This is a genomic window from Ruegeria sp. CDSB114, from assembly GCF_059611025.1.
The window spans coordinates 40,142-61,727 of the sequence record NZ_JBXWOT010000002.1 but is presented as its reverse complement, the minus strand read 5'-3'; the positions used below and the strand labels follow the sequence as shown (position 1 = coordinate 61,727).

At 57.5% G+C, this 21,586-nt stretch carries 22 protein-coding genes; 14 read left to right on the top strand and 8 right to left on the bottom strand.

Features of this window, described 5'->3' with window-relative positions:
* Positions 1–36: 36 nt before the first annotated feature.
* From AC2FIP_RS07770 to AC2FIP_RS07760, 3 genes are read right to left on the bottom strand one after another with little or no spacing between them, the layout of a single operon-like run.
* Positions 37–564: a hypothetical protein gene (locus AC2FIP_RS07770; protein ID WP_142635298.1), complete on the bottom strand. Its 528-nt coding sequence runs from the start codon at positions 562–564 to the stop codon at positions 37–39.
* Positions 561–1,409, bottom strand: coding sequence for a GNAT family N-acetyltransferase (locus tag AC2FIP_RS07765; protein ID WP_496691857.1), 849 nt, complete (start codon positions 1,407–1,409; stop codon positions 561–563). The genes AC2FIP_RS07770 and AC2FIP_RS07765 overlap by 4 nt, the downstream gene beginning before the upstream one ends.
* Positions 1,406–2,131 carry a 16S rRNA (uracil(1498)-N(3))-methyltransferase gene (locus AC2FIP_RS07760; protein ID WP_496785845.1) on the bottom strand — a complete coding sequence of 242 codons (726 nt, stop codon included), beginning with the start codon at positions 2,129–2,131 and terminating at the stop codon, positions 1,406–1,408. The genes AC2FIP_RS07765 and AC2FIP_RS07760 overlap by 4 nt, the downstream gene beginning before the upstream one ends.
* A 12-nt stretch (positions 2,132–2,143) precedes the next feature.
* Here AC2FIP_RS07760 and ubiA point away from each other — a divergent pair, with 12 nt between their 5' ends.
* The 3 genes from ubiA (at position 2,144) to AC2FIP_RS07745 (ending at position 5,392) form a co-directional block, all read left to right on the top strand.
* Complete coding sequence (gene ubiA / locus AC2FIP_RS07755) at positions 2,144–3,106, top strand: 4-hydroxybenzoate octaprenyltransferase (protein ID WP_496785844.1); 963 nt, start codon at positions 2,144–2,146, stop codon at positions 3,104–3,106.
* A 65-nt stretch (positions 3,107–3,171) separates the two neighbouring features.
* Positions 3,172–5,070 carry an OmpA family protein gene (locus tag AC2FIP_RS07750; protein WP_496785843.1) on the top strand — a complete coding sequence of 633 codons (1,899 nt, stop codon included), beginning with the start codon at positions 3,172–3,174 and terminating at the stop codon, positions 5,068–5,070.
* Position 5,071: 1 nt separating this feature from the next.
* Positions 5,072–5,392 (top strand): hypothetical protein, encoded by a 321-nt coding sequence (locus tag AC2FIP_RS07745; RefSeq protein ID WP_142635291.1) that lies wholly within the window; start codon positions 5,072–5,074, stop codon positions 5,390–5,392.
* Between the two features lie 130 nt (positions 5,393–5,522).
* On the opposite strand, the gene AC2FIP_RS07740 is transcribed toward AC2FIP_RS07745, so the two are convergent.
* Positions 5,523–5,924, bottom strand: coding sequence for a carboxymuconolactone decarboxylase family protein (locus AC2FIP_RS07740; RefSeq protein ID WP_142635290.1), 402 nt, complete (start codon positions 5,922–5,924; stop codon positions 5,523–5,525).
* 469 nt (positions 5,925–6,393) lie between these two features.
* Entirely contained in the window at positions 6,394–7,353 is a 960-nt protein-coding gene (gene hemC / locus AC2FIP_RS07735) for a hydroxymethylbilane synthase (RefSeq protein ID WP_271948580.1), read from the bottom strand.
* Positions 7,354–7,460: 107 nt separating this feature from the next.
* Between hemC and hemE the strand changes: the two genes are divergently transcribed.
* The gene (hemE, locus tag AC2FIP_RS07730) at positions 7,461–8,495 is read left to right on the top strand and encodes a uroporphyrinogen decarboxylase (protein WP_271948582.1); all 1,035 of its coding nucleotides are present in this window, start codon (positions 7,461–7,463) and stop codon (positions 8,493–8,495) included.
* Here the strand turns inward: hemE and AC2FIP_RS07725 are convergent.
* Entirely contained in the window at positions 8,492–9,586 is a 1,095-nt protein-coding gene (locus tag AC2FIP_RS07725) for a CaiB/BaiF CoA transferase family protein (protein ID WP_496785842.1), read from the bottom strand. The genes hemE and AC2FIP_RS07725 overlap by 4 nt on opposite strands.
* Positions 9,587–9,740: 154 nt before the next feature.
* On the opposite strand from AC2FIP_RS07725, the gene AC2FIP_RS07720 reads away from it, so the two are divergent.
* The 6 genes from AC2FIP_RS07720 to uvrC all read left to right on the top strand — a co-directional run bounded on the left by AC2FIP_RS07720 (position 9,741) and on the right by uvrC (position 16,452).
* Entirely contained in the window at positions 9,741–10,670 is a 930-nt protein-coding gene (locus AC2FIP_RS07720) for an ABC transporter ATP-binding protein (RefSeq protein WP_496696542.1), read from the top strand.
* Positions 10,667–11,428: an ABC transporter permease gene (locus AC2FIP_RS07715; protein WP_142635283.1), complete on the top strand. Its 762-nt coding sequence runs from the start codon at positions 10,667–10,669 to the stop codon at positions 11,426–11,428. The genes AC2FIP_RS07720 and AC2FIP_RS07715 overlap by 4 nt, the downstream gene beginning before the upstream one ends.
* Positions 11,429–11,541: 113 nt before the next feature.
* Positions 11,542–12,339, top strand: coding sequence for a S49 family peptidase (locus AC2FIP_RS07710; RefSeq protein WP_142635281.1), 798 nt, complete (start codon positions 11,542–11,544; stop codon positions 12,337–12,339).
* Between the two features lie 168 nt (positions 12,340–12,507).
* A complete protein-coding gene (locus tag AC2FIP_RS07705; RefSeq protein ID WP_142635277.1) occupies positions 12,508–13,470 on the top strand; it encodes a calcium/sodium antiporter in 963 nt (320 codons plus the stop codon).
* 16 nt (positions 13,471–13,486) lie between these two features.
* Positions 13,487–14,266, top strand: coding sequence for an SDR family oxidoreductase (locus AC2FIP_RS07700; protein ID WP_496785840.1), 780 nt, complete (start codon positions 13,487–13,489; stop codon positions 14,264–14,266).
* Positions 14,267–14,556: 290 nt separating this feature from the next.
* Complete coding sequence (gene uvrC, locus AC2FIP_RS07695) at positions 14,557–16,452, top strand: excinuclease ABC subunit UvrC (RefSeq protein WP_271948594.1); 1,896 nt, start codon at positions 14,557–14,559, stop codon at positions 16,450–16,452.
* On the opposite strand, the gene AC2FIP_RS07690 is transcribed toward uvrC, so the two are convergent.
* Positions 16,449–17,333 (bottom strand): DMT family transporter, encoded by an 885-nt coding sequence (locus tag AC2FIP_RS07690; protein WP_496785839.1) that lies wholly within the window; start codon positions 17,331–17,333, stop codon positions 16,449–16,451. The two genes, uvrC and AC2FIP_RS07690, sit on opposite strands and share 4 nt — an antisense overlap.
* 175 nt (positions 17,334–17,508) lie before the next feature.
* Between AC2FIP_RS07690 and pgsA the strand changes: the two genes are divergently transcribed.
* Genes pgsA through AC2FIP_RS07675 form a run of 3 tightly spaced genes read left to right on the top strand, consistent with a single transcriptional unit; the run spans position 17,509 to position 18,874 of the window.
* Positions 17,509–18,177 carry a CDP-diacylglycerol--glycerol-3-phosphate 3-phosphatidyltransferase gene (gene pgsA / locus AC2FIP_RS07685; protein WP_142635269.1) on the top strand — a complete coding sequence of 223 codons (669 nt, stop codon included), beginning with the start codon at positions 17,509–17,511 and terminating at the stop codon, positions 18,175–18,177.
* Between the two features lie 3 nt (positions 18,178–18,180).
* Complete coding sequence (gene moaD / locus AC2FIP_RS07680; RefSeq protein WP_142635267.1) at positions 18,181–18,426, top strand: molybdopterin converting factor subunit 1; 246 nt, start codon at positions 18,181–18,183, stop codon at positions 18,424–18,426.
* A gap of 4 nt (positions 18,427–18,430) precedes the next feature.
* Positions 18,431–18,874: a molybdenum cofactor biosynthesis protein MoaE gene (locus AC2FIP_RS07675; protein ID WP_281995277.1), complete on the top strand. Its 444-nt coding sequence runs from the start codon at positions 18,431–18,433 to the stop codon at positions 18,872–18,874.
* A gap of 586 nt (positions 18,875–19,460) precedes the next feature.
* Here AC2FIP_RS07675 and AC2FIP_RS07670 read toward each other — a convergent pair.
* Entirely contained in the window at positions 19,461–20,153 is a 693-nt protein-coding gene (locus AC2FIP_RS07670) for a Crp/Fnr family transcriptional regulator (protein WP_271948599.1), read from the bottom strand.
* Positions 20,154–20,332: 179 nt separating this feature from the next.
* On the opposite strand from AC2FIP_RS07670, the gene hemA reads away from it, so the two are divergent.
* Positions 20,333–21,556, top strand: coding sequence for a 5-aminolevulinate synthase (gene hemA, locus AC2FIP_RS07665; protein ID WP_496785838.1), 1,224 nt, complete (start codon positions 20,333–20,335; stop codon positions 21,554–21,556).
* Positions 21,557–21,586: the final 30 nt, after the last annotated feature.

The following is a 21,586-nucleotide window of genomic DNA, read 5'->3' as shown; positions in this document are numbered from 1 at the left end:
CTTGTTGGTCAGTCGTGGTCGCAAACGACGGCGGTGTCAATGCAACCGCATATGCGCAGGGCGCATCGGCTGACGCTCCCAAATTACTACGGGATGGACGGCCCCACCGTTCAATTCCGACAACATATGTTCTGTTTTCAACCCCGGCAGCGCCGAGAACACGTCAAACAGCGCTTCGGCCCCTTCGGCATTCACAGGAATGTGAAGTGTCGGCTGGCCAGGCTGCTCCAACACCCAATGCGCCGGATTCGAGGATGGGTCCAACGCCAACCGTTCGATTTCCCGCGTCGCGACCATGCCACCGTCCAGCGGGCCAAAATAGGATATCTGGCCTTCGTCGATGGTCACAACTCCGGGGCCACCAACGCCGGTGCGAAACCTGGCGCGCTGAACCCCGATAACGGCCAATGCAAGCGACACCGCCACCAAAACCCAGCCCAACCAGCCCAGCAACCCACCCGGGCCGCTGATCCAGCTGAGGCCAACCAACAGAATGACACCGGCAACCAGCACTTCGCGCCAGCGCCACAGGGCCAGTTTCGCTTCGGGTCGGATGAAACTCATGCGGTATCCTCTGGGTTTATGAACAGGATGAGCGAGTACTGCCCCGCGGATTGAAAACCGATACCGATATAAGCACGCGCAGCGGAATCGGAAGCCGCAAACAAAACCGCGCGTTTCGCACCCGTACGGCGCGCCTCCTCCAGATGCAGCGCGACGGCCAGACGCGCATATCCACGGCCGCGCATTTCACGAGGTGTAAAGACCCCACCAATCTGCACAACTTCGTGCAAGCGCGCGTTAAAACCAGTCATGGCGACAGGCCAATCGTCGACCAGCAACACACGATGAGAATCACGTGCGGTATAGGCGTCGCAATCCAAGCCAGCCTGTTTTTGCGCTCGTGACGAATTGAATTCCATTGCTTCGATCAGGTAGTCAGACCGCCACCTTTCGACGATTTCACGATCAAACGCACCCAAAGGCACCAATTTTGCGCTTGTAGCATCCGGAATAGCAAGCTGTTCCAAATCCAGCGTGAAACCCGGTTCATCGCTGTTCAGCGTTGCCGGCCGATCCTCCCACCCCGCAAGACGCATGATCCGGCGGGCCTGTGTTGCCTCAGCCGCCATTCCAAACAAGGCACGCCCCCGGATCAGATCAATCGCAGCGGCCAGTTCTTCATCTGTGCAATCGGGACATTGCGGTAAAACCATGCCCTCATTCGTGATGGAGAACGCCGCACGGGGATCGTCGCCCAACACCCAGATATTAACGGCACGTCGGTCCGTGCCCCGCAATCCAAAATCACGCAGATTGGCCAAGGGGAACATCGACGTCTGAATGTGGCGCATTAGAAACTGGTCGATCTTCGGTACATCCGCCTCCTGCGCGAGATGCCAAATCATGACCAGTCCCCCAGCGCCTGCTGCCACATGGTCAGAGCCGCAACGGCTGCTGTATCCGCGCGCAGGATACGCGGGCCAAGACTGACGACATGGGCATAGGGTAAGGCGGTCAGCCGGGCGCGTTCACGTTGGGAAAAGCCGCCCTCGGGTCCGATAAGGATCGCCCATGGCAACCCCTTTTCATGCGCCGCCAGGCGCAGGGCCGAGCCGACCTCGGCCTCGTTACAGAACATCAGTTGACGCCCCTCGGGCCAGCTATCCAGAACTCGGTCCAGCCGCTGCAGATCGGCGACCTCGGGCACAAAGGTACCTCCGCATTGCTCGGCGGCCTCGACCGCGTGGGCTTGCAAGCGGTCCTGGCGGATACGTTCGGAATTGGTGAATTCTGTCTGCACCGGCATGATCCGCGCCGCACCCATTTCCGCCGCCTTTTCAACGATGAAATCGGTGCGTGCCTTTTTGATCGGGGCGAACAGGAACCACAGGTCGGGTGGCCGTTGCAGCGGTTTGGTCTGTTCGACACAGGTCAGTACACCGCCACGCTTTCCCGCTTCGGCCACTTCGGCCTGCCATTCTCCGTCCTGTCCGTTAAACAAGGCAACCTGCCCCCCTACAGCCAGGCGCATGACACCGAACAGGTAATGTGCCTGCTCGCGCGTCAATTCTACCGATTGCCCCGGACCCAAAGGGTGCTCTACATACAGTCTGATCTTTGCACTCATGAGACCTTACATATGCAAGGCAATGCGCCAACACCAGACGGTCAGGTCGCTGATGCGGTCAGCGGCAACTGGGTCGACACCTATGCGCCGGAATTCTCGCGCCCTTACCTGCGGCTGAGCCGGGCTGATCGGCCTATCGGCACATGGCTGCTGCTGATCCCCTGCTGGTGGGGACTGACGCTGGCCATCCTCAGCGACGGCACCCCGCGGTGGGAGGACCTCTGGATCGCCATCGGTTGTGCCATCGGTGCCTTTTTGATGCGCGGCGCGGGCTGCACATGGAATGACATTTCGGACCGCGACTTTGATGCAAAAGTGGAACGGACCCGGTCGCGCCCGATCCCTTCTGGGCAGGTCAGTGTTCGGCAGGCCGCGATCTGGATGGTGCTGCAATGCCTGCTGGCACTGTTGGTTCTGCTGAGCTTCAACCAGGCCGCCATCGCCATGGGCGTGCTGTCCCTGTTGCCCGTCGCTGTCTACCCCTTCGCCAAAAGGTTCACCTGGTGGCCACAGGTATTTCTGGGACTGGCCTTCAACTGGGGCATCCTGCTGACCTGGGCCGCGCATACTGGAACGGTCGGCGGCCCGGCTATCACTCTGTACCTGGCCGGCATCGCCTGGACGCTGTTCTACGACACGATCTATGCGCATCAGGACGCCGAGGATGACGAGCTGATCGGTATCAAATCCACCGCCCGCCTGTTCGGGACAAATACTGCGCATTGGTTAAAGTATTTCCTGGTCGCCACTGTATCCCTAATGGCGCTGGCCATTATCGACGCCATGACAGGGCAGGAGCCGATTACAGCCATGTTCGTGGCACTTGCCGGACCTTGGGCGATGGGATGGCACATGACGTGGCAACTGCGTGGGCTGGACACTGAAGACAACGCCAAATTACTGCAACTTTTCCGCGCCAATCGTGACACCGGCCTTATTCCGCTGATCTTCCTTTGCATTGCTGTGCTGCTCTGATTGCACCTCGGCGCGGGCCTCTGTAAGAGTCCTGCTCAATAACTTCAGGAGTCGTCTGCCCGCACATGCGCCTGCCCTATTTCCTAGCTGCCTCCCTGATATTCCTCGTTTCGGCCAGCCTTTCGCTTGTGGCCGCAGGATATGCGGTAACCAAAGTCGAAGAAGCGTCGGAACTCGCCGTGCGGCGTGCGCTTGACCTAAAAGGGCATGACTGGGCCGAAGTCGAATCCGATGGCCTGCGCGTTGTCCTGACCGGCACAGCCATTGACGAAGCAACGCGATTCAATGCGCTGACCGCAGCCGGGACCGAGGTTGATACCTCACGCGTTATTGACGACATGCAGGTCGCCCCCACCCGGCAACTGGCAGCACCGCGCTTTTCCGCTGAAATTTTGCGAAACGACAGCGGTATTTCGATTATTGGTCTGATACCCGCAAGCCAAGACCGCAGCGAGCTGATCGAAAGGTTGCGCCGGATGGACGGCGACACCGTTTCGGATCTGATGGAAACTGCGGATTACCCTATACCCGAAGGCTGGGACGACGCGTTGAACTATGCGCTCGAAGCGTTGACCCGCCTGCCGCGCGCCAAAATATCGGCCAGCCCCGGTTTGGTGAAAATCACCGCCATTGCAGATAGCCTGCGGGAAAAAGAACGACTGGAACAGAGCCTGACCCGCGCAGCACCTCCCAGTTTGCGAATCGGGTTGTCGATCTCGGCTCCGCGCCCCGTAATCACCCCCTTTACACTGCGCTACCTGATTGATGCCAACGGCGGCCAGTTCGATGCCTGCTCGGCCCAGAATGAAAAAGCGCGGGATGCCATCGTCGCTGCTGCCAAAGAAGCAGGCCTTGCTGGCCCGTTTAACTGTACAATCGGTTTGGGCGTGCCCTCACCCCGTTGGCCCGAAGCGGCAACGCTCAGCATTCGTGCCCTGTCCAAGATTGGTCAGGGTTCGGTCACGATTTCGGATGCGGATATCACGCTGGTGGCGGCGCAGGGAACAGAGGCTGGGGTCTTTGACCGTGTGGTGGGCGAGCTGGAAAATGCGCTGCCCGAGGTTTTCGCCTTGCACGCCGTCCTGCCCGAACCCGAAACCGACGACTCCACCGGCCCCCCCGAGTTCTCGACCACGCGCAGCCCCGAAGGGCTGGTCCAAATGCGCGGTCGTCTGAGCAATGAGACATCGCGCGACATGGCCGACAGTTTTGCCCGCGCGGCATTTGGATCGGAACAGGTTTATACCGCCACCCGCATCGCCTCCGACTTACCCGCAGACTGGCCGGTGCGTGTTCTGGCGGGGCTGGAAGCGTTGTCTCTGCTGCATAACGGCGCTCTGACTGTTACCCCTGACGACGTTTCTCTCAGCGGGGTCAGCTACGACCCGGACGCCAAAGCCCGTATCGCCGGATTGCTGTCGGAAAAGCTTGGGGATGCCAAAGGTTTCACTCTTTCGATAACTTATCAGGACCCGCCGAAACCCGCAGACAGCCTGCCCGACCCAGAGCTGTGCGAAGACCAGCTTGCTGAGGTTCAGGCCAGCAGCAAAATCGCATTCGAACCGGGATCGGCAACGGTTGCCGCGGATTCACGCGATACCGTCAATCACATCGCCGAGATTCTGCGCGAATGCGGCCCCATCCGGATTGAAATTCAGGGCCATACAGATAGTCAGGGCCGCGAAGAGATGAACCAGCAACTCAGCCAGGCGCGGGCTCAGTCGATCCTGAATGAGTTGCGCGGACGCCGCATCCCAACGTCAAGCTACTCGGCCGTGGGATATGGCGAAACGGAACCGATCGCAGACAACGATACCGAGGCTGGCCGAGAAGAAAACCGTCGCATTGAATTCCGCCTGATCCGGCCCGAGCCCATTGCCAATTCCGAGACCGGGCTTGAGGCGCTGGAGGCCGAGACAGAGACGCCAGAAGACGCCGCAGATACCGGCGCAGAGGATCAGTAAGTTGAACAGAATAGAATTCATCATTGCCACCGCCATCATCCTGTTCGCAGCCTTCTGCATGGGGTGGTTCGCCAACTGGCTGGCCCATCGTCTGTCTCGTGTTCGCCAAAGCGACGTCGCCGATCTGGATCGCATGAGCCAGGAATTGCATGAGGCCGAAGAAACCCGCGATCAGGCCATCACCTATCTGCAACAGCGCGAGGCCGAGCTAACCAATCAGCTCACCCAGACCGAGGCGGAACTGGGCGCTGCCATGGACGGGTTGCGCGCCGCGCGGCAGGAGGCCGAAGAATTACGCGGCCGGATCAACAACGCGGACTAAGAGAACTAGAGGAATCGGCAACTTGCGACACCCGCAAATACAGGGCGCCGTTGTGTGTTTCAGACACCTGCCAAACCGGGCCCGAAAATCCCCTCAGCTTGATGAAGCTTGGGCACAGCTCAATTCATGATCATGTCTCAGAGGTTGTCTCTGCCTCGTCCAGAACCTTGCGCGCGACACGAAAGCATTCCAGCGCCTGCGGCACGCCACAATAGATGCCGATCACGTGAATAATGGCCCGGATTTCTTCTTTGCTGACGCCGTTGCTGATGGCGCCGCGACAGTGGAGTTCCCATTCGTGCATCTTGCCCAGCGCGCCGATCATGGACAGGTTCATCATTGACCGGGTCTTGGCGTCAATCACATCGTCGCCCCAGCCGAAACCCCAGCACCAAGCGGTCATTGCCTCTTGAAACGGCCGGGTAAAATCGTCGGCGGCAGCCAGGTTTTTCTCAACATATTCCGCGCCCAGGGTGCTTTTGCGTTGCTCCAGCCCTCTGAGGAACAGATCTTCGTCGAAAGTCTCGGCCATTTTGGTCTCCGGTAATCGTCACAATGAAGCGGTGCGCTGAAACACTCTACGCCTCTTACAGGTACTATCAACGCTTGCACTTTACGCCGGATAAGAAAATGCGACGGATTTTCTAGCCCCTTGGCACGAGGATCATTCCACTGCCCCGCGCATCCAGTCTTGAAGCCAGGCAATTATATGTACTGACATCGCTTCACCAGCGGGCTGCGATTGTGCAAGCGGTTCAAGACGTCGCGGCGATTTAAGACACCCAAAAGTAAACGGGCCGCCGTCTTAATGAGACAGCGGCCCTTACTGACTGAATGTCGGGGTTTGGTCTCGCCCCCTCGAATACCACTTAAAAATGGACAGACTAACAAAAACTTTCGACTTCTTCGAGACCAACCCGATTTCTCAATCGGTGTGCATCCTTAATGCCTGATCTTTGAAAGCGCGACAGTGAACTAGTTCACATTAAATAAATTTTTCTTCAATTCTTCCAATCAAAGAACCCGGGGCCGGCCTTTGTCAGTAGTTTTTCGGCCATTGCGCGCGCCATTTCTGCACCATCACCAATCACGCCAGTGGCGTCTTCAGCGATAGAATCAGACCCGTCCGGGCGCAGGACTTCTCCGCGCAGGCGCAGAATGCCACCGCTGATATCAGCCAGCCCGGCAATCGGAGTCTCGCAGGACCCGTCAAGCGCGGCCAGCAAGGCGCGCTCGGCCAAAAGTCGATACCCGGTTTCGCTATGATGAATTGCCTCCAACATCCCTGCAGCACGGGGATCGTCACTGCGGCGTTCGATACCGATTGTACCTTGTGCAATAGCGGGCAGCATATCCTCGGGCGAGATAGCAGTTGCGGGAACGTCGTCCATATTCAGGCGCCGGATACCTGCCATCGCCAGAAACGTGCAATCCGCTACGCCATCGGTCAGTTTCTTCAGGCGCGTTTGCACGTTGCCTCGGAACTCGACCACATTCAGGTCAGGGCGCCGGTTCAACAGCTGAGCCCGGCGGCGCAAAGACGAGGTGCCAACCACCGCGCCATTGGGCAGGTCATGAATAGAGTTCAGGCTGGGCGAAATAAAAGCGTCGCGCACATCTTCGCGCGGCAGGAACGTGTCCAACACAAGACCCGCGGGCTGTTCGACCGGCATGTCCTTGGTCGAATGCACAGCGATGTCGATATCACCTCGCAGCATCGCTTCTTCGATTTCCTTGGTGAACAGGCCTTTGTTGCCGATCTCTTTCAGCGGGCGGTCCGCGTCGATCATCGCGCGATTGTCGCCGGTGGTCTTGATCACCACGATTTCGAATGCATCTTCGGGCAGATCAAAGGCTGTGCCTAACCGCTGCCGGGTTTCATAGGCTTGCGCCAGCGCCAGGGGCGAACCACGGGTGCCGATTTTCAGCGGTGAGGCGGGTGAAGGCAGGGTCAATGTCATGGACACAGCTTTAGTCGCGTCACATTGCCCTGACAATGGGGGCAGAGCTTGACAAATTGCCGCCGAAGGAAGACCCGTTGCCACAAACCAGACGATTGGGGGCACAGATGGCCGAAACAAAGAAACTGCTGCGGGCATTGGCAGGACAGGTGCAGGATGTGCCTCCGATCTGGATGATGCGCCAGGCCGGGCGGTATCTGCCAGAATATCGTGCAACGCGCGCGCAGGCCGGGGATTTCCTGTCGCTGTGCTACAATCCCGAGCTTGCGGCCGAGGTCACATTGCAGCCGATCCGTCGCTATGGGTTCGATGCAGCTATCCTGTTTGCGGATATCCTGCTGGTACCACAGGCGCTGGGTGCGGACCTTTGGTTTGTCACCGGTGAAGGCCCACGTTTGTCGACTATCACGCAGCAATCCGAGTTTGATGCGCTGAAATCGGTCGAGGATATCCACGAAACACTCTCGCCAGTCTATGAGACTGTGCGCATCCTGTCACAGGAGTTGCCGTCCGAGACAACCTTGATCGGTTTTGCTGGCGCGCCGTGGACAGTGGCGACCTACATGATCGCCGGACGCGGCACCCCGGATCAAGGCCCCGCCCATGCGCTGCGCGAGGGGAATACTGCGCTGTTCGAAGCGCTGCTGGACCGGATCACGCTGGCCACGATCGAATATCTTTCAGCCCAGATCGAGGCCGGCGCCGAGGTAGTCAAGATATTCGACAGCTGGGCCGGATCGCTGAAGGGTGAGGCGTTCCGCAAATATGCGGTCGAGCCGTGCCGCGTAATCACCCAGGCCATCAAGGAACGTCACCCCGGCATCCCGGTGATCGGATTCCCGCGAGAGGCCGGAGATGGCTATATCGGGTTCGCCAAAACCACGGGGGTTGATTGCGTCGCGCTGGACAATTCGGTCTCGCCGGAATGGGGCGCCGAGCATGTCCAGGTGGATGGTTGCGTACAGGGCAATCTGGCGTCGTCGCATATGGTGACCGGCGGTCAAGCGCTGGTGGACGAGACCCGGCGGATTGTCGATGCATTCTCCAAAGGGCCGCATATCTTCAATCTGGGTCATGGCATCACGCCCGATGCCGATCCCGACAATGTTCAGCGTATGATCGACGCAGTGCGCAACCGCTAGGCTTTGGGTCGGGCGTCCAGCTCGGCCAGTATGTCTTGTGTATGATCTCCGCGGCGCGGGCTGGGTCTGAGCTTCCACTCCCGCTCGGAAAACCGCGGCGCGGCGGCGGCCTGTAGCATACCGTCGGGGGCAAGCCAGGTCTGGCGTGCAGTGTTCATGGCATGGTTCTGCGCCTCGGACGGGTTGAGCACCGGTGCAACACAGGCGTCACTTGCTGCAAACAGCGCCGCCCAATGATCACGTGGTTTGCCAGCAAAGATTTCAGCCAGTCGCCGGGTCAGCGCGGACCAGGTGGAAGCATCATATTGCTGCCGAAATTCGGGATCGCCAGACAGGTCCAATATCTGCAGGAACTCGGCATAGAATTTCGGCTCCAGGCACTGCACCGCCACAAATCCACCATCAGAGCAGGCATAGGTTCGGCTCCAATGGGGACCGTCCAGAAGGCTGTGTCCGCGAGTATCTGACAGGTTTCCGGTTTGGCGCAGGCTCATCAGCAGGTTCATCATATGGGCCGAGCCATCATAGATGGCGGCGTCCACGACCGAGCCCTTTCCTGTGCGTGCCGCATTCAGCAATCCGGCCAGAATGCCCGCGACCAGATACATGGCACCGCCACCGATATCACCCACCAAAGTGGCCGGGGTTTGCGGCGGTTGGTCCGGTTGCGACGCGTACCAGAGCGCCCCGGACAGGGCGATGTAGTTCAGATCGTGCCCGGCATTCTTGGACAAGGAGCTGTTCTGTCCCCAACCCGTCATACGGCCATAAATCAGCTTTGGGTTCAGATCGCGACAGATATCAGGGCCAAGGCCCAGCTTTTCCATCACACCGGGTCGAAACCCTTCGATCAGTGCATCAGCCGTGGCGATCAGGCGCCGGGCCACATCCAGATCGGCCGGGTCTTTGAGGTTCAGGCTGATCGAGCGCTTACCCCGATCCAGAATTGACTGTTCGGGCATGCCCGGAGTCGCGGCCTGACCCTTGCGGTGGATGGTGATCACATCTGCACCAAGATCGGCCAACAGCATGGCGGCAAAGGGACCGGGGCCCAAGCCCTCGATTTCGATGATCCGAATTCCACTTAACATACCAGTCCTCCTGCCCGCGCAGGGTTTCGGGGCCAGCCAGGAAATGCAAGCCCGGACTGGAAAGGCCAATTGGAAAGCTGAGCAAAATGTGTGAATTGGGCCTGTTCTGTGGCTAACTCGCAGGGTAGTGTCGCCGCCAGAACGGGGGAGGCGCATGACAACAATTCTGTCCATCAGGGATTTGCGAAAGTCCTATGCCGGAGGTTTTGAGGCGCTAAAGGGCGTGTCTCTGGACATCGAGCAGGGAGAAATCCTGGCTCTTCTGGGTCCCAACGGTGCAGGCAAGACCACGCTGATTTCGACGGTGTGTGGAATAACGACGCCAACCTCAGGAAACGTGACCGTCGGCGGCCACGATATCCAGACTGATTTTCGCGCAGCCCGCCGGATGATCGGTTTGGTTCCGCAGGAAATCGCGCTCGAACCCTTTGAAAAGGTCTGGAACACTGTGCGATTGTCGCGCGGGCTGTTCGGGCTTGGGCAGAACAACGCACGTATCGAAGAAATTCTGCGAAAATTGTCTTTGTGGGAAAAACGCAAAAACGCAATCAAAGAACTATCGGGCGGTATGAAACGTCGGGTTCTGATCGCAAAAGCGCTGGCACACGAGCCACGTGTTCTGTTTCTGGACGAGCCGACCGCAGGTGTTGATGTCGAACTGCGCAAAGACATGTGGGAAATCGTGGCCGAGTTGAAGCAGGCCGGTGTCACCATCATTCTAACCACCCACTATATCGAAGAGGCCGAGGCCATTGCCGACCGTGTCGGTGTCATCGACAAGGGTGAACTGCTACTGGTTCAGGACAAGGACACTTTGATGGCGCAGATGGGAAAGAAGCAGATCGAAGTCATGCTGACCCAGCCCATTCAAACCGTCCCCGACAGTCTGGCCGCACACAATCTCAAACTGAATGGCAAGGGTGACGCGCTGGTTTATACCTACGACACAAATGCCGACCGCACTGGCATCACCACCCTGTTGAACGATGTGGCCGAGGCCGGACTGATTTTACGCGATGTACAAACGCGTCAGTCCAGCCTTGAAGAGATCTTTGTCAATATGGTGTCGGGAGAAGCCACATGAACTGGTCCGCCATTACTGCAATCTACCGGTTCGAAATGGCCCGGTTCTTCCGCACCCTTGCGCAAAGCTTCATATCTCCGGTCCTGTCGACATCGCTGTATTTCGTTGTCTTTGGCACGGCGATTGGCAGCCGGATACAAGAGGTCGAAGGCGTATCCTATGGCGCGTTCATCGTTCCGGGGCTGGTCATGTTATCTGTTGTGACGCTGTCGATCTCAAACGCCTCTTTCGGGATCTATTTCCCAAAGTTTCTGGGAACGATATATGAGCTTCTTTCGGCGCCGGTGAATTTCATCGAGATCGTCATCGGCTATGTCGGAGCGGCGGCGACAAAGTCGCTGTTTGTGGGTGTCGTGATCCTTGTGACCTCTGCATTCTTTGTGGATTTGCGTATTGAACACCCGCTTGCCATGGCGACATTTCTAGTCCTGACCTGCCTCAGCTTTTCCTTGCTGGGCTTCATCATCGGCATCTGGGCCAGCAATTTCGAGCAGATGTCTTTGGTTCCGCAACTCGTGGTGACACCGCTGATCTTTCTGGGCGGTACCTTTTATTCGATTTCGATGCTGCCCCCGCTGTGGCAGACCATCACCCTGTTCAACCCGGTCGTCTATCTGATCTCGGGCTTTCGCTGGTCGTTTTACGGCCTGGCCGATGTGCCGATCATGTTCAGCCTTTTGGCCATACTGGCGTTTACCGGCGTGTGTCTGGGCATCATCGGATGGATCTTCAAAACTGGCTGGCGCATCCGGAGTTAGGCCATGGACGGCGTTGCATTTTTGCCCATCACCTTCAGTAAATACGTTCACGCGACCGATAACGGTCAGCCGCTCCCTTGTTTACCGCGTGGGCGCACTCTACATCGGCACCCATGAAGGTCAGCCTGCCGTTTCTCAAAAAACAGCCAACCGTTTCGGTCGTGCGCTTGTCGGGTGCAATCGGCATGTCCGGGCGCGGGTCGATGTCTGACACAACTCTGGCACCGGTTCTCGAAAAAGCATTTCGCAAAGGCAAACCTGCCGCCGTCGCGCTTGAGGTCAACTCGCCCGGCGGATCCCCGGTCCAAAGTTCATTGATCGGTGCGCGCATTCAGCGTCTGTCGAAAGAACTGGATGTTCCCGTCTTCGCATTTGTCGAGGATGTGGCAGCTTCGGGTGGCTATTGGTTGGCAGCGGCAGCTGATGAGATTTACGCCGATGACAGTTCGGTACTGGGTTCGATTGGCGTGATCTCTTCGGGGTTCGGCGCACATCTTTTCCTTGAGAGGCAGGGTTTCGAACGGCGAGTGCACACGGCGGGTCATTCGAAATCCATGTTGGATCCCTTTGCCCCGGAAAAACCCGAAGATGTCGCAAGGCTTGAAGGCCTGCTACGCGATATTCACGAAAACTTCACTGCTCATGTCAAAGCACGACGCGGGGCAAAGCTTGAAACGGGTGCTGATCTGTTCACTGGCGAAGTCTGGCTGGCACGCCGCGCGCATGAACTTGGCCTGATCGACGGCATCGCTCATCTCAAACCCAAAATGCAGGACCGGTTTGGCGATAAAGTAAAATTCCGCCGTTACGGGCTGCGCAAGCCATTCTGGTCACGGTTCGGCGCCTCCTTGGCACAGGACGCGGTTGCCGGACTTGAGGAGCGTGCCGCATACGCACGTTTCGGTTTGTAGCGTGATTATCAAGATCGTGACCCTCTTTTTGATTGCCATGGGCGTCCTGGCAATGTTCGGCAAACTGCGGTTCCCGGGGCAGAAAAAACTGCAATCCGCAAGATGCCCGCGCTGTCATCGGTTCAGGATCGGTAAAGGTCCCTGTGCCTGCGAAAAAGGAGGCCGCGCATGACGGCATGGCTGTTATCCGGTCTCGGTTTGTTGATCCTGTTGCTGGCGGGGGATGCGCTGGTACGCGGTGCCGTGAACCTCAGCCTGCGGATTGGAGTACCGGCGTTGATCGTTAGTTTGACGATCGTGGCATTCGGCACCTCGGCGCCAGAACTTCTGATTGCAATCAGTGCAATTAAGGAAAACGCACCGGGCATCGCCCTGGGTAACGTTGTGGGGTCGAACACGGCCAATATCCTGCTGGTGCTGGGCCTGCCTGCGCTGCTTGCCACGCTGCACACCAGCGAATGTGACAGCCGCAAGAACTATGTGTTCATGTTGCTGGCAACCGTTCTGTTCATCGGCCTTGCCTTCTGCGGCGTGTTCAACCTGTTCAGCGGCGCGATTTTGCTGGCTGCTCTCAGCTTTGTTCTATGGACCGCCTTCCGAGAAGCCCATGCCCATCGCAAGGCCTGCGGCAAAGCTTGCGCCGAGGATGACGATTTTGATGGCCTGGAAGAAGCCGATCCAGACATGCCTTATTGGAAGATTTCAGTCTACCTGGTGCTCGGACTGATAGGCCTGCCGATGGGCGCACATCTTCTGGTCGACAACGCTACAATCATTGCCCGCACTTACGGCGTCAGCGAGACTGTAATCGGACTGACACTTATAGCGGTGGGAACTTCCCTGCCGGAACTGGCGACCACGGTTATGGCTGCACTGCGCCGACAAGCCGATGTCGCATTGGGCAATGTTATCGGGTCCAACATGTTCAATCTGTTGGCCATCGTCGGCATTGCAACCCTGTTTGGGCGCATTCCTGTTGATCCAGAATTCCTGCGATTTGATCTTTGGGTCATGCTGGGCGCATCACTCCTTTTGGTCCCCTTTGTATTTTTCAAACGGGATATCACCCGCGGATGGGGAATTCTGTTGACAAGCCTTTACGCGGTTTACGTTATTTCCTTGTTGGTGTGACACAAAGAGAGGCCGCATGACCCGAGCCCTAGTTACCGGTGCCGGAATTCGCCTTGGTAGGGCAATGGCCCTTTATCTGGCCGGGCGTGGCTACGACGTGGCGGTCCATTACGCCTCCTCTGGACAAGAGGCATCTAAGGTTGTCGCTGAAATCAGGGCCCTGGGCCGCAGTGCGGTAGCTTTGCAGGCCGACCTGTTAGAAGAAGCAAGCGTGGCTGCCCTGCTGCCACGCGCATCCGAGGCACTGGGCGGACCCATTACCTGCCTGGTCAACAACGCTTCGATATTTGAATACGACAACATCCACACGGCCACCCGGCAAAGCTGGGACCGCCACATGAACAGCAACCTGCGGGCGCCATTCGTTTTGACTCAGGCGATGGCTGAACAGGGTCTGGAACCTGAAACCGATAATGCAGGAGAGCCGCTGGCAACGGGCCTGATTGTAAATATGGTCGACATGCGAGTCCGCAAACTGACGCCCGAATTCATGTCCTACACCGTCGCCAAAATGGGGCTATGGGCGTTGACCCGTACTGCAGCTCAGGCGCTAACCCCGGCGATCCGCGTCAATGCCATCGGACCGGGACCGACGATGCAGGGTCACAGGCAATCCGAAGATCACTTCAAAGCACAGCGCGCCAACACCATTCTGGAACGTGGGTCAAACCCCTCTGACATCACCGCTGCACTTGGGTATTTCCTGGATGCTCATGCGGTCACCGGCCAGATCCTCTGCGTGGATGGCGGACAGCATTTGGGATGGCAGACACCGGATGTTCTGGGCGTGGAATAACGTTTGGTGCCGGAAGTTTTGCACCGCTCTCATTTCTGTTATCAATCCGTTACAAAAATGTCTTTTTTTTCATACACTTGCCATGTGTAGAAATTTTTACTGTTTAAATTCAATAGATTACATATGTGCCTATTTTTTAAGCAAATCAAGGAATCCTTAATGAAACAAGGGAAAATTCAAGCCCCACAAAAGTTATCTGCACAGTTATCCACAGAATACGTGGATTTGTTTTCCCTTGATCTGAAGCGCTCAAGATTGCAGCCATGGTCAAAGAATCACATATTTTGGCCATGACCTCTCAAGACGACACCAACAGCTCTCAGAATGACGCCCATTCGACGGCCCAGTCGACAGGATACGCCTGCATCCAGCGATATGCGAAAACGCTCGACAGTTCACCTGGCGTGTACAGGATGCTGGATGCGGACAGCCGGGTTCTTTACGTCGGCAAGGCGCGCAATCTGAAGGCACGGGTGTCGAACTATACAAGACCGGGACACTCTGGCCGGATCGAGCGGATGATTGCGGCCACGGCCTCGATGATGTTCCTGACGACCCGGACCGAGACCGAGGCGCTGCTGCTTGAACAGAACCTGATCAAGCAGCTCAAACCGAAATACAACGTGCTGCTGCGCGACGACAAAAGCTTTCCCAATATTCTGGTGGCAAAGGACCATGTCTTTCCACAGATCAAAAAGCATCGGGGAGCAAAAAAGGAAAAGGGTGCGTATTTCGGCCCCTTCGCCAGCGCGGGTGCCGTGAACCGAACCCTGAACCAGCTGCAAAAGGCCTTCCTGCTGCGCAACTGTTCTGACTCGATGTTCGAAAGCCGCACCCGTCCCTGCCTGCTCTATCAGATCAAGCGGTGTTCTGGGCCTTGTGTCGGGTTGATCTCGGATCAGGATTACCGTGAAAGCGTCAAGGATGCGGAACGATTCCTGTCAGGCCGGTCGACCAAAGTGCAAGAGGAGCTGGCCGAACAGATGATGGCCGCGTCTGAGGCGATGGAGTTTGAACGCGCCGCTGGCCTACGCGATCGCATCCGGGCGCTGACGCAGGTGCAGACCTCGCAAGGCATTAACCCGCGCGGTGTGGCCGAGGCGGATGTGATCGGCCTGTATATGGACAGTGGGCAGGCTTGCGTTCAGGTGTTCTTCATCCGCGCCAACCAGAACTGGGGCAACAAGGACTTCTATCCCCGCGTCGGGGCAGATGTGTCAGCCGCCGAGGTGATGGAGGCGTTTCTGGGTCAGTTCTACGACAACAAGGAACCACCCCGTCAGTTGATCCTGTCAGATGCCATTGAAAACGCCGATCTGATGCAAGAGGCGCTGACCGAAAAAGCCGGTCGCAAGGTAGAAATCCTTGTGCCCCAGCGTGGTGAGAAACAAGAACTTGTCGCAGGGGCCATACGCAACGCGCGTGAATCCCTGGCCCGGCGGATGTCGGAAAGTGCCACCCAGGCCAAACTATTGCGCGGGATCGCCGAGGCATTTGATCTGGATGCCCCGCCAAACCGGATCGAAGTCTACGACAACTCCCATATTCAAGGAACAAATGCCGTGGGCGGCATGATCGTGGCCGGCCCCGAAGGTTTCATGAAAAATGCCTATCGCAAGTTCAACATTCGTGGAGATGACCTGACCCCCGGTGACGACTTTGGCATGATGAAAGAGGTGCTGACCCGCCGCTTTACCCGCCTGCAAAAAGAAGATCCCGACCGTGACAAGGGAATGTGGCCCGATCTGCTGCTGATTGACGGTGGCGCCGGGCAAGTGAGTGCCGTCCATGAGATTATGGCGCAGCACGGGGTTGAGGAGATCCCCATGATAGGTGTCGCCAAAGGCGTTGACCGCGACCATGGTAAGGAAGAATTTCACCGCACTGGCCAAAGGCCCTTTGCGCTGAAACGCAACGACCCGGTGCTCTATTTCATTCAGCGCCTAAGAGACGAGGCCCACCGGTTTGCCATCGGCACCCATCGAGCCAAGCGTGCCAAGGCCGTGGGGGCCACACCGCTGGATGAAATCCCCGGCGTGGGGGCCGCGCGCAAACGTGCCCTGTTGGCTCATTTCGGCAGCGCCAAGGCAGTTGGCCGGGCCAACCTGGCCGATCTGAAAGCGGTCGAGGGGATTTCGGCCGGCTTGGCGCAAAAGGTCTATGATTTCTTCCACGACAAGGGCTAGGCCCGCCGCCCGCGCCACAGGATGTACAGCCCCGAGGCCACAATCAACGCGCTGCCGATCCACATGGTCTGGTCTAGTTGCTCGCCGAACAGGAACACGCCCAGACCGATACCGAACAGCAGACGCGTATAGCGGAACGGCGTCACGGCCGAGACCTCTCCGATCCGCATCGCCTTCATAAGCGAGGCATAGGCCATCACACCCATAAGCACCGCACCGGTCAGAAACAGACCGTTGTACAGATCGAGCGGGACGATTGGCACGTCCTCCCACAGGCGATAGGCCAAACCGGCAACGATGATGCTGAGGAAGCCGTAAAAGCCCAAAACCTCGGTCCCCAGTGTCGCCGGGGCTGCGCGGCTGGCCAGATCGCGACCGGCAAAGCCCAACATGCCCAGCACCGCCAGAATGGACAGCGCCGAAAAGCTGTCTCCGGTCGGTTGCAGGATGACTACAACGCCAATCAGACCGATCAGAATCGCGCTCCACCGTCGCCAGCCAACTGTTTCGCCAAAGATCAGCGCAGCGCCAGCGACCACGACCAACGGAGTGGCCTGCAAAATCACAGTAGCTGAGGACAAAGGCGTCAGCACAATGGCTAAGACATAGAATAACCGTCCGAATACCTCGAAGAGCACGCGCACTTTCATCGGGCGCGACAGGACATCCGGCTGAAACAGTTGCGTGCCGCGCGCCAGTGCAACCGCCGCAAAGACCAGCGCCCCACCCACCCCGAACAGAACCATCACCTGCCAGATCGGTACGGCACCCGAAGCCGCTTTCAACAGCGCGTCTTCCAGCGCAAACCCCGCCATTGCGGCGATCATCCACAGGCTGCCGGTCAGATTTGACCGGGCATCGGTTTGTATATGATCTGTCATGATGTGCCTTCTGTCCCGGATACGTGCGGTGAACCTGACCGCAAAAAGAACAAACTCCAAGGGGCATGGACGCACCACGCCCTGCCTGCGGCGCTTTGACCAAGTTCATGGGACAAGTACGGTTTTTTGACTGTCTATCTTTTCTGTTGGATTTTAGCGATGTAGGGTCCGCTGCATGAAGTGGAACCTGCCCAATATTCTGACCGTCCTGCGTCTGCTGGCAGCCCCGGGGCTGGCCGTGATGTTCTTGTATTTCACCCGGCCCTATGCCGACTGGTTCGCGTTGATCCTGTTTCTGACAGCCGCCTTAACCGACTGGTTCGATGGCTATCTGGCACGAGCGTGGAAGCAGGAAACAAAAATTGGCGCCATGCTGGACCCGATTGCCGATAAGGCGATGGTGGTGATCGCGCTGATGATCTTGGTCGGGTATTCGGCCGAACACTGGACGCCGTGGCTGGTCCTGCCTGCCACTGTGATCCTGTTCCGAGAGGTCTTTGTGTCAGGCCTGCGCGAATATCTGGGTGATACGGCTGGGACGCTGAAAGTTACCAAACTTGCCAAATGGAAAACCACGGCCCAGATGGTGGCGATAGCCGTCTTGTTTTCACAGGGCATCTTCGAGCATTACTTTGTGATGGCCAGCTTCGGCATGGACCCAACGCTGATCGACCAGATTCTGACCGGGCAGGAAGACGACCTGAACGGCCTGCGCTGGCATCTTGAAGGGATGTTCTGGTCCAGTCGGATCGGCCTGTGGCTGCTGTGGATCGCAGCAGCGCTGACATTGATCACCGGCTATGACTACCTACGTAAAGCCATGCCACACCTGAAGGAGAACTAAGGGATGGATGTGCTGTATTTCGCATGGGTCCGCGAACGGATTGGCCTGCCGAAAGAACGGGTTGAAACCGAGGCCGCCACCGTATCCGATCTGGTCGCAGAACTTAGCGCGCGCGAGGATCGCTATGCAGCGGCCTTTGCGGATCTGTCGGCCTTACGTGTTGCACTGGATCAGGAATTGTCGGATTTTGACGCCCCGTTGGCGGGCGTTCGTGAGGTTGCCTTTTTCCCACCAATGACAGGTGGCTGAGGTCATGCGCATCGTGGTGCAGGAAGACCCGTTTGACCTAGGTACCGAGGCAAATGACTTTGCGGCGGGCGATGCTGCAAATGGCGCAATCGTGACCTTTACCGGTGTTGTGCGTGATCTGGCCACGGGCGATTTGGACGTGATGGAGATTGAGCATTATCCGGGCATGACGGAACGGGCCTTGACCCAGATTGCGCAAGAAGCAATGGACCGCTGGTCGCTGGGCAATGTGCTGGTGATCCATCGGCATGGCAGGCTCGCTCCGGGGGATCGGATCATGATGGTGGCCACTGCCGCACCGCATCGCAAGGATGCATTCGAGGCGGCCGAATATCTGATGGACTACCTAAAATCCCGCGCCCCCTTCTGGAAGAAAGAAATCACCACCGCTGGTGCGGAGTGGGTTTCGGCCAAGGACGAAGACGAAGATGCACTGACCCGGTGGTAAACACGGGTCCCTGCATATAAGCCTTTGCACCATGCTGTTCGTATCCGGTGCTCACATGCTTATCATCGTGTGCTACAGGATCCGCCAAAACTATGCTGGATAAATGTGTTGGTTTCAGGCAGCCGCTCAGCTTCGGTCAACGCTAGAACCGTAAGCAAAACATCCCGCATGTGGACATAGATTTAGGTACCAACTTCGTCCGTCGAAGTCGCAATAGAAGTGACTATCGACAGGAAAGCGGTAATCAGCGCTGTCAGAATGCCGGTTCCGAATAGATAGTCGTTGAACGGATTTTTGACATCGTAGAAGCCCCTAAAGGTTAGAGTTTCCCATTCGATTTCGACCCTAAGTACAGACGGAAGATGCCGACTGGAACTTGACGGCATATCACCTCAGCTGCGTGGACCCAGCAAGCACCAAAACCAGCTTATTTTGAAGTTCTGGATTACCTGACGTTGCACAAGGCCCTTATCCGGAAACAGGGAATCGTGTTCACGGGATCGATGCGCATGTCCTAGCCTGAATAAAGAAGCACGTTCTCGGGGCTCTTTGGCGCACCCGGCAAAGCACCGGCCAATAAATTCGGTCACTTTTCGGAGGGGTCACTTTCTGCATAGTCTCGCAGTACTTGAATGTCCGAGAGCAGGGCATGTGTCCGGTCAATTTTAACGCCAAACGGCTTTAGCCGGGAAAAGGCGCGGCTCAGGCTTTCGGGCTTCATGCCCAGGCGCCCGGCAATCAACATCTTGTCATAGGGCAGCTCGACAATGCAGTCCCCCATCTCGGCTTCGCAGAGAGTCAGAAGAAATTCTGCCACCCGCTGTGCGCCGGTCTGGGCCTTAAGCTGCTCAAGCTGGGCGACCAGAGAATGCAGATGGGTAAAGGTAGCTGCCAGAATTGACACCCCAATTTCCGGGTCCTCTCGCATAAGGGACAAAAGGACCGGACTTGGAATGTGCATGATCTCACAGGCCGAAACTGCCTCGGCTGAAACCGGATAGGGAACGTTACGCAAGGCGACCGCTTCGCCAAAGCTTTCGCCGCGGGTGAAAACGCTGACAACTGCTTCGGCACCGGTAGGGGACATGCGAAACAGCTTTACCCAGCCCGACAGAACCACATGAATGGCCTGGGCTTTTTCTTCCTGTAGAAAAATCGTCTCTCCGCGATCATATTTCCGCCAGATCGCGTGGCTTAACAGCGTGTCGATATGATGCTCGGGAAAGCTCTTGAGCAATAGTGACTGCTTGGCGATCGCTTTTAGTGCCTCATGCGCCACGAAGCTTTCCCCTCTTTTCTAGTTGCGTACCCGATCAGTACGTCCGTCCTCTTAAGGCTATGCCAAACCTTCGGCTTCCAAGCCAGCCTTTCCTTTCTGCGGCTTGACATTTGTCATGTTGCGTAGCGGGTCCGGCACATAGTCTTGCTGGAAAGCCAGTATTCCCAGGAGTGTTCGAGATGGACTACGAGCGTTTTTTCAGCGAAAGCCTTGAGCATCTGCGCGACGAAGGCAACTACCGCATCTTCATTGATCTACAGCGCCGCTGTGGCGCGTTCCCGAATGCACGCCAGACGGACGGCGCTTTACAGCGCGACGTACGAATTTGGTGTTCCAACGACTATCTGGGAATGGGCCAGCATCCTGACGTAGTCGGGGCAATGCACGATGCACTCGACCGTTGCGGCGCGGGCGCAGGGGGCACACGCAATATCTCGGGCACGACACATGACCACGTTTTGCTGGAACAGGAACTGGCCGACCTCCACGGGAAAGAAGCCGCCCTTCTGTTCACCTCGGGCTATGTGTCGAACTGGGCGGCACTTGGGACGCTGGCTGCGAAGATCCCAGGTCTGATCGTATTCTCGGACGCTTTGAACCATGCCTCCATGATTGAAGGCATCCGCCATTCGCGGGCACAAAAAGTGATCTGGAAGCACAATGATCTGGCGGACCTCGAGGCAAAGCTGGCCGCAGCCGATCCAGATGCGCCCAAGATGATCGCCTTCGAATCTGTCTATTCGATGGATGGGGATATCGCTCCGATCAAAGAGATTTGCGACCTGGCAGATAGATATGGTGCGATGACCTATCTGGACGAGGTCCACGCCGTTGGCCTTTATGGCTCGCGCGGTGGTGGCATCGCCGAACGCGAAGGGTTGATGGATCGTCTGACCGTCATAGAAGGGACGCTGGGAAAGGCCTTCGGCGTGGTTGGCGGTTACATCGCGGCATCCGCTGCCTTGTGTGACTTTGTCCGCAGCTTTGCCAGCGGGTTCATATTTACCACCGCCCTCCCACCCGCAATAGCAGCAGGCGCTGCCGCCTCGATCCGACACCTCAAGCAATCCAATACCGAGCGCGATCTGCAGAAAACCCGCGTTGCGCAGGTGCGCGCCAAACTGGACGCCGAAGGCATCCCGCATTTGCCCAATCCCAGCCACATCATCCCGGTGATGGTAGGTGACCCGGTGAAATGCAAATTCATCTCGGATACGCTGCTGGAAGAATTCGGGATCTATATTCAGCCGATCAACTATCCGACCGTTCCCAAAGGCACCGAACGCCTGAGAATTACCCCCTCTCCGGTTCATACGAACGAAGATATCGACCATCTGGTCGGTGCCTTATCGGCCCTGTGGCAACGGTGTCAGATCGCGCGAATGCCGATGGCCGCACAATAACTGAGGCGTCCCTGCGCTTGGAGAACTGCC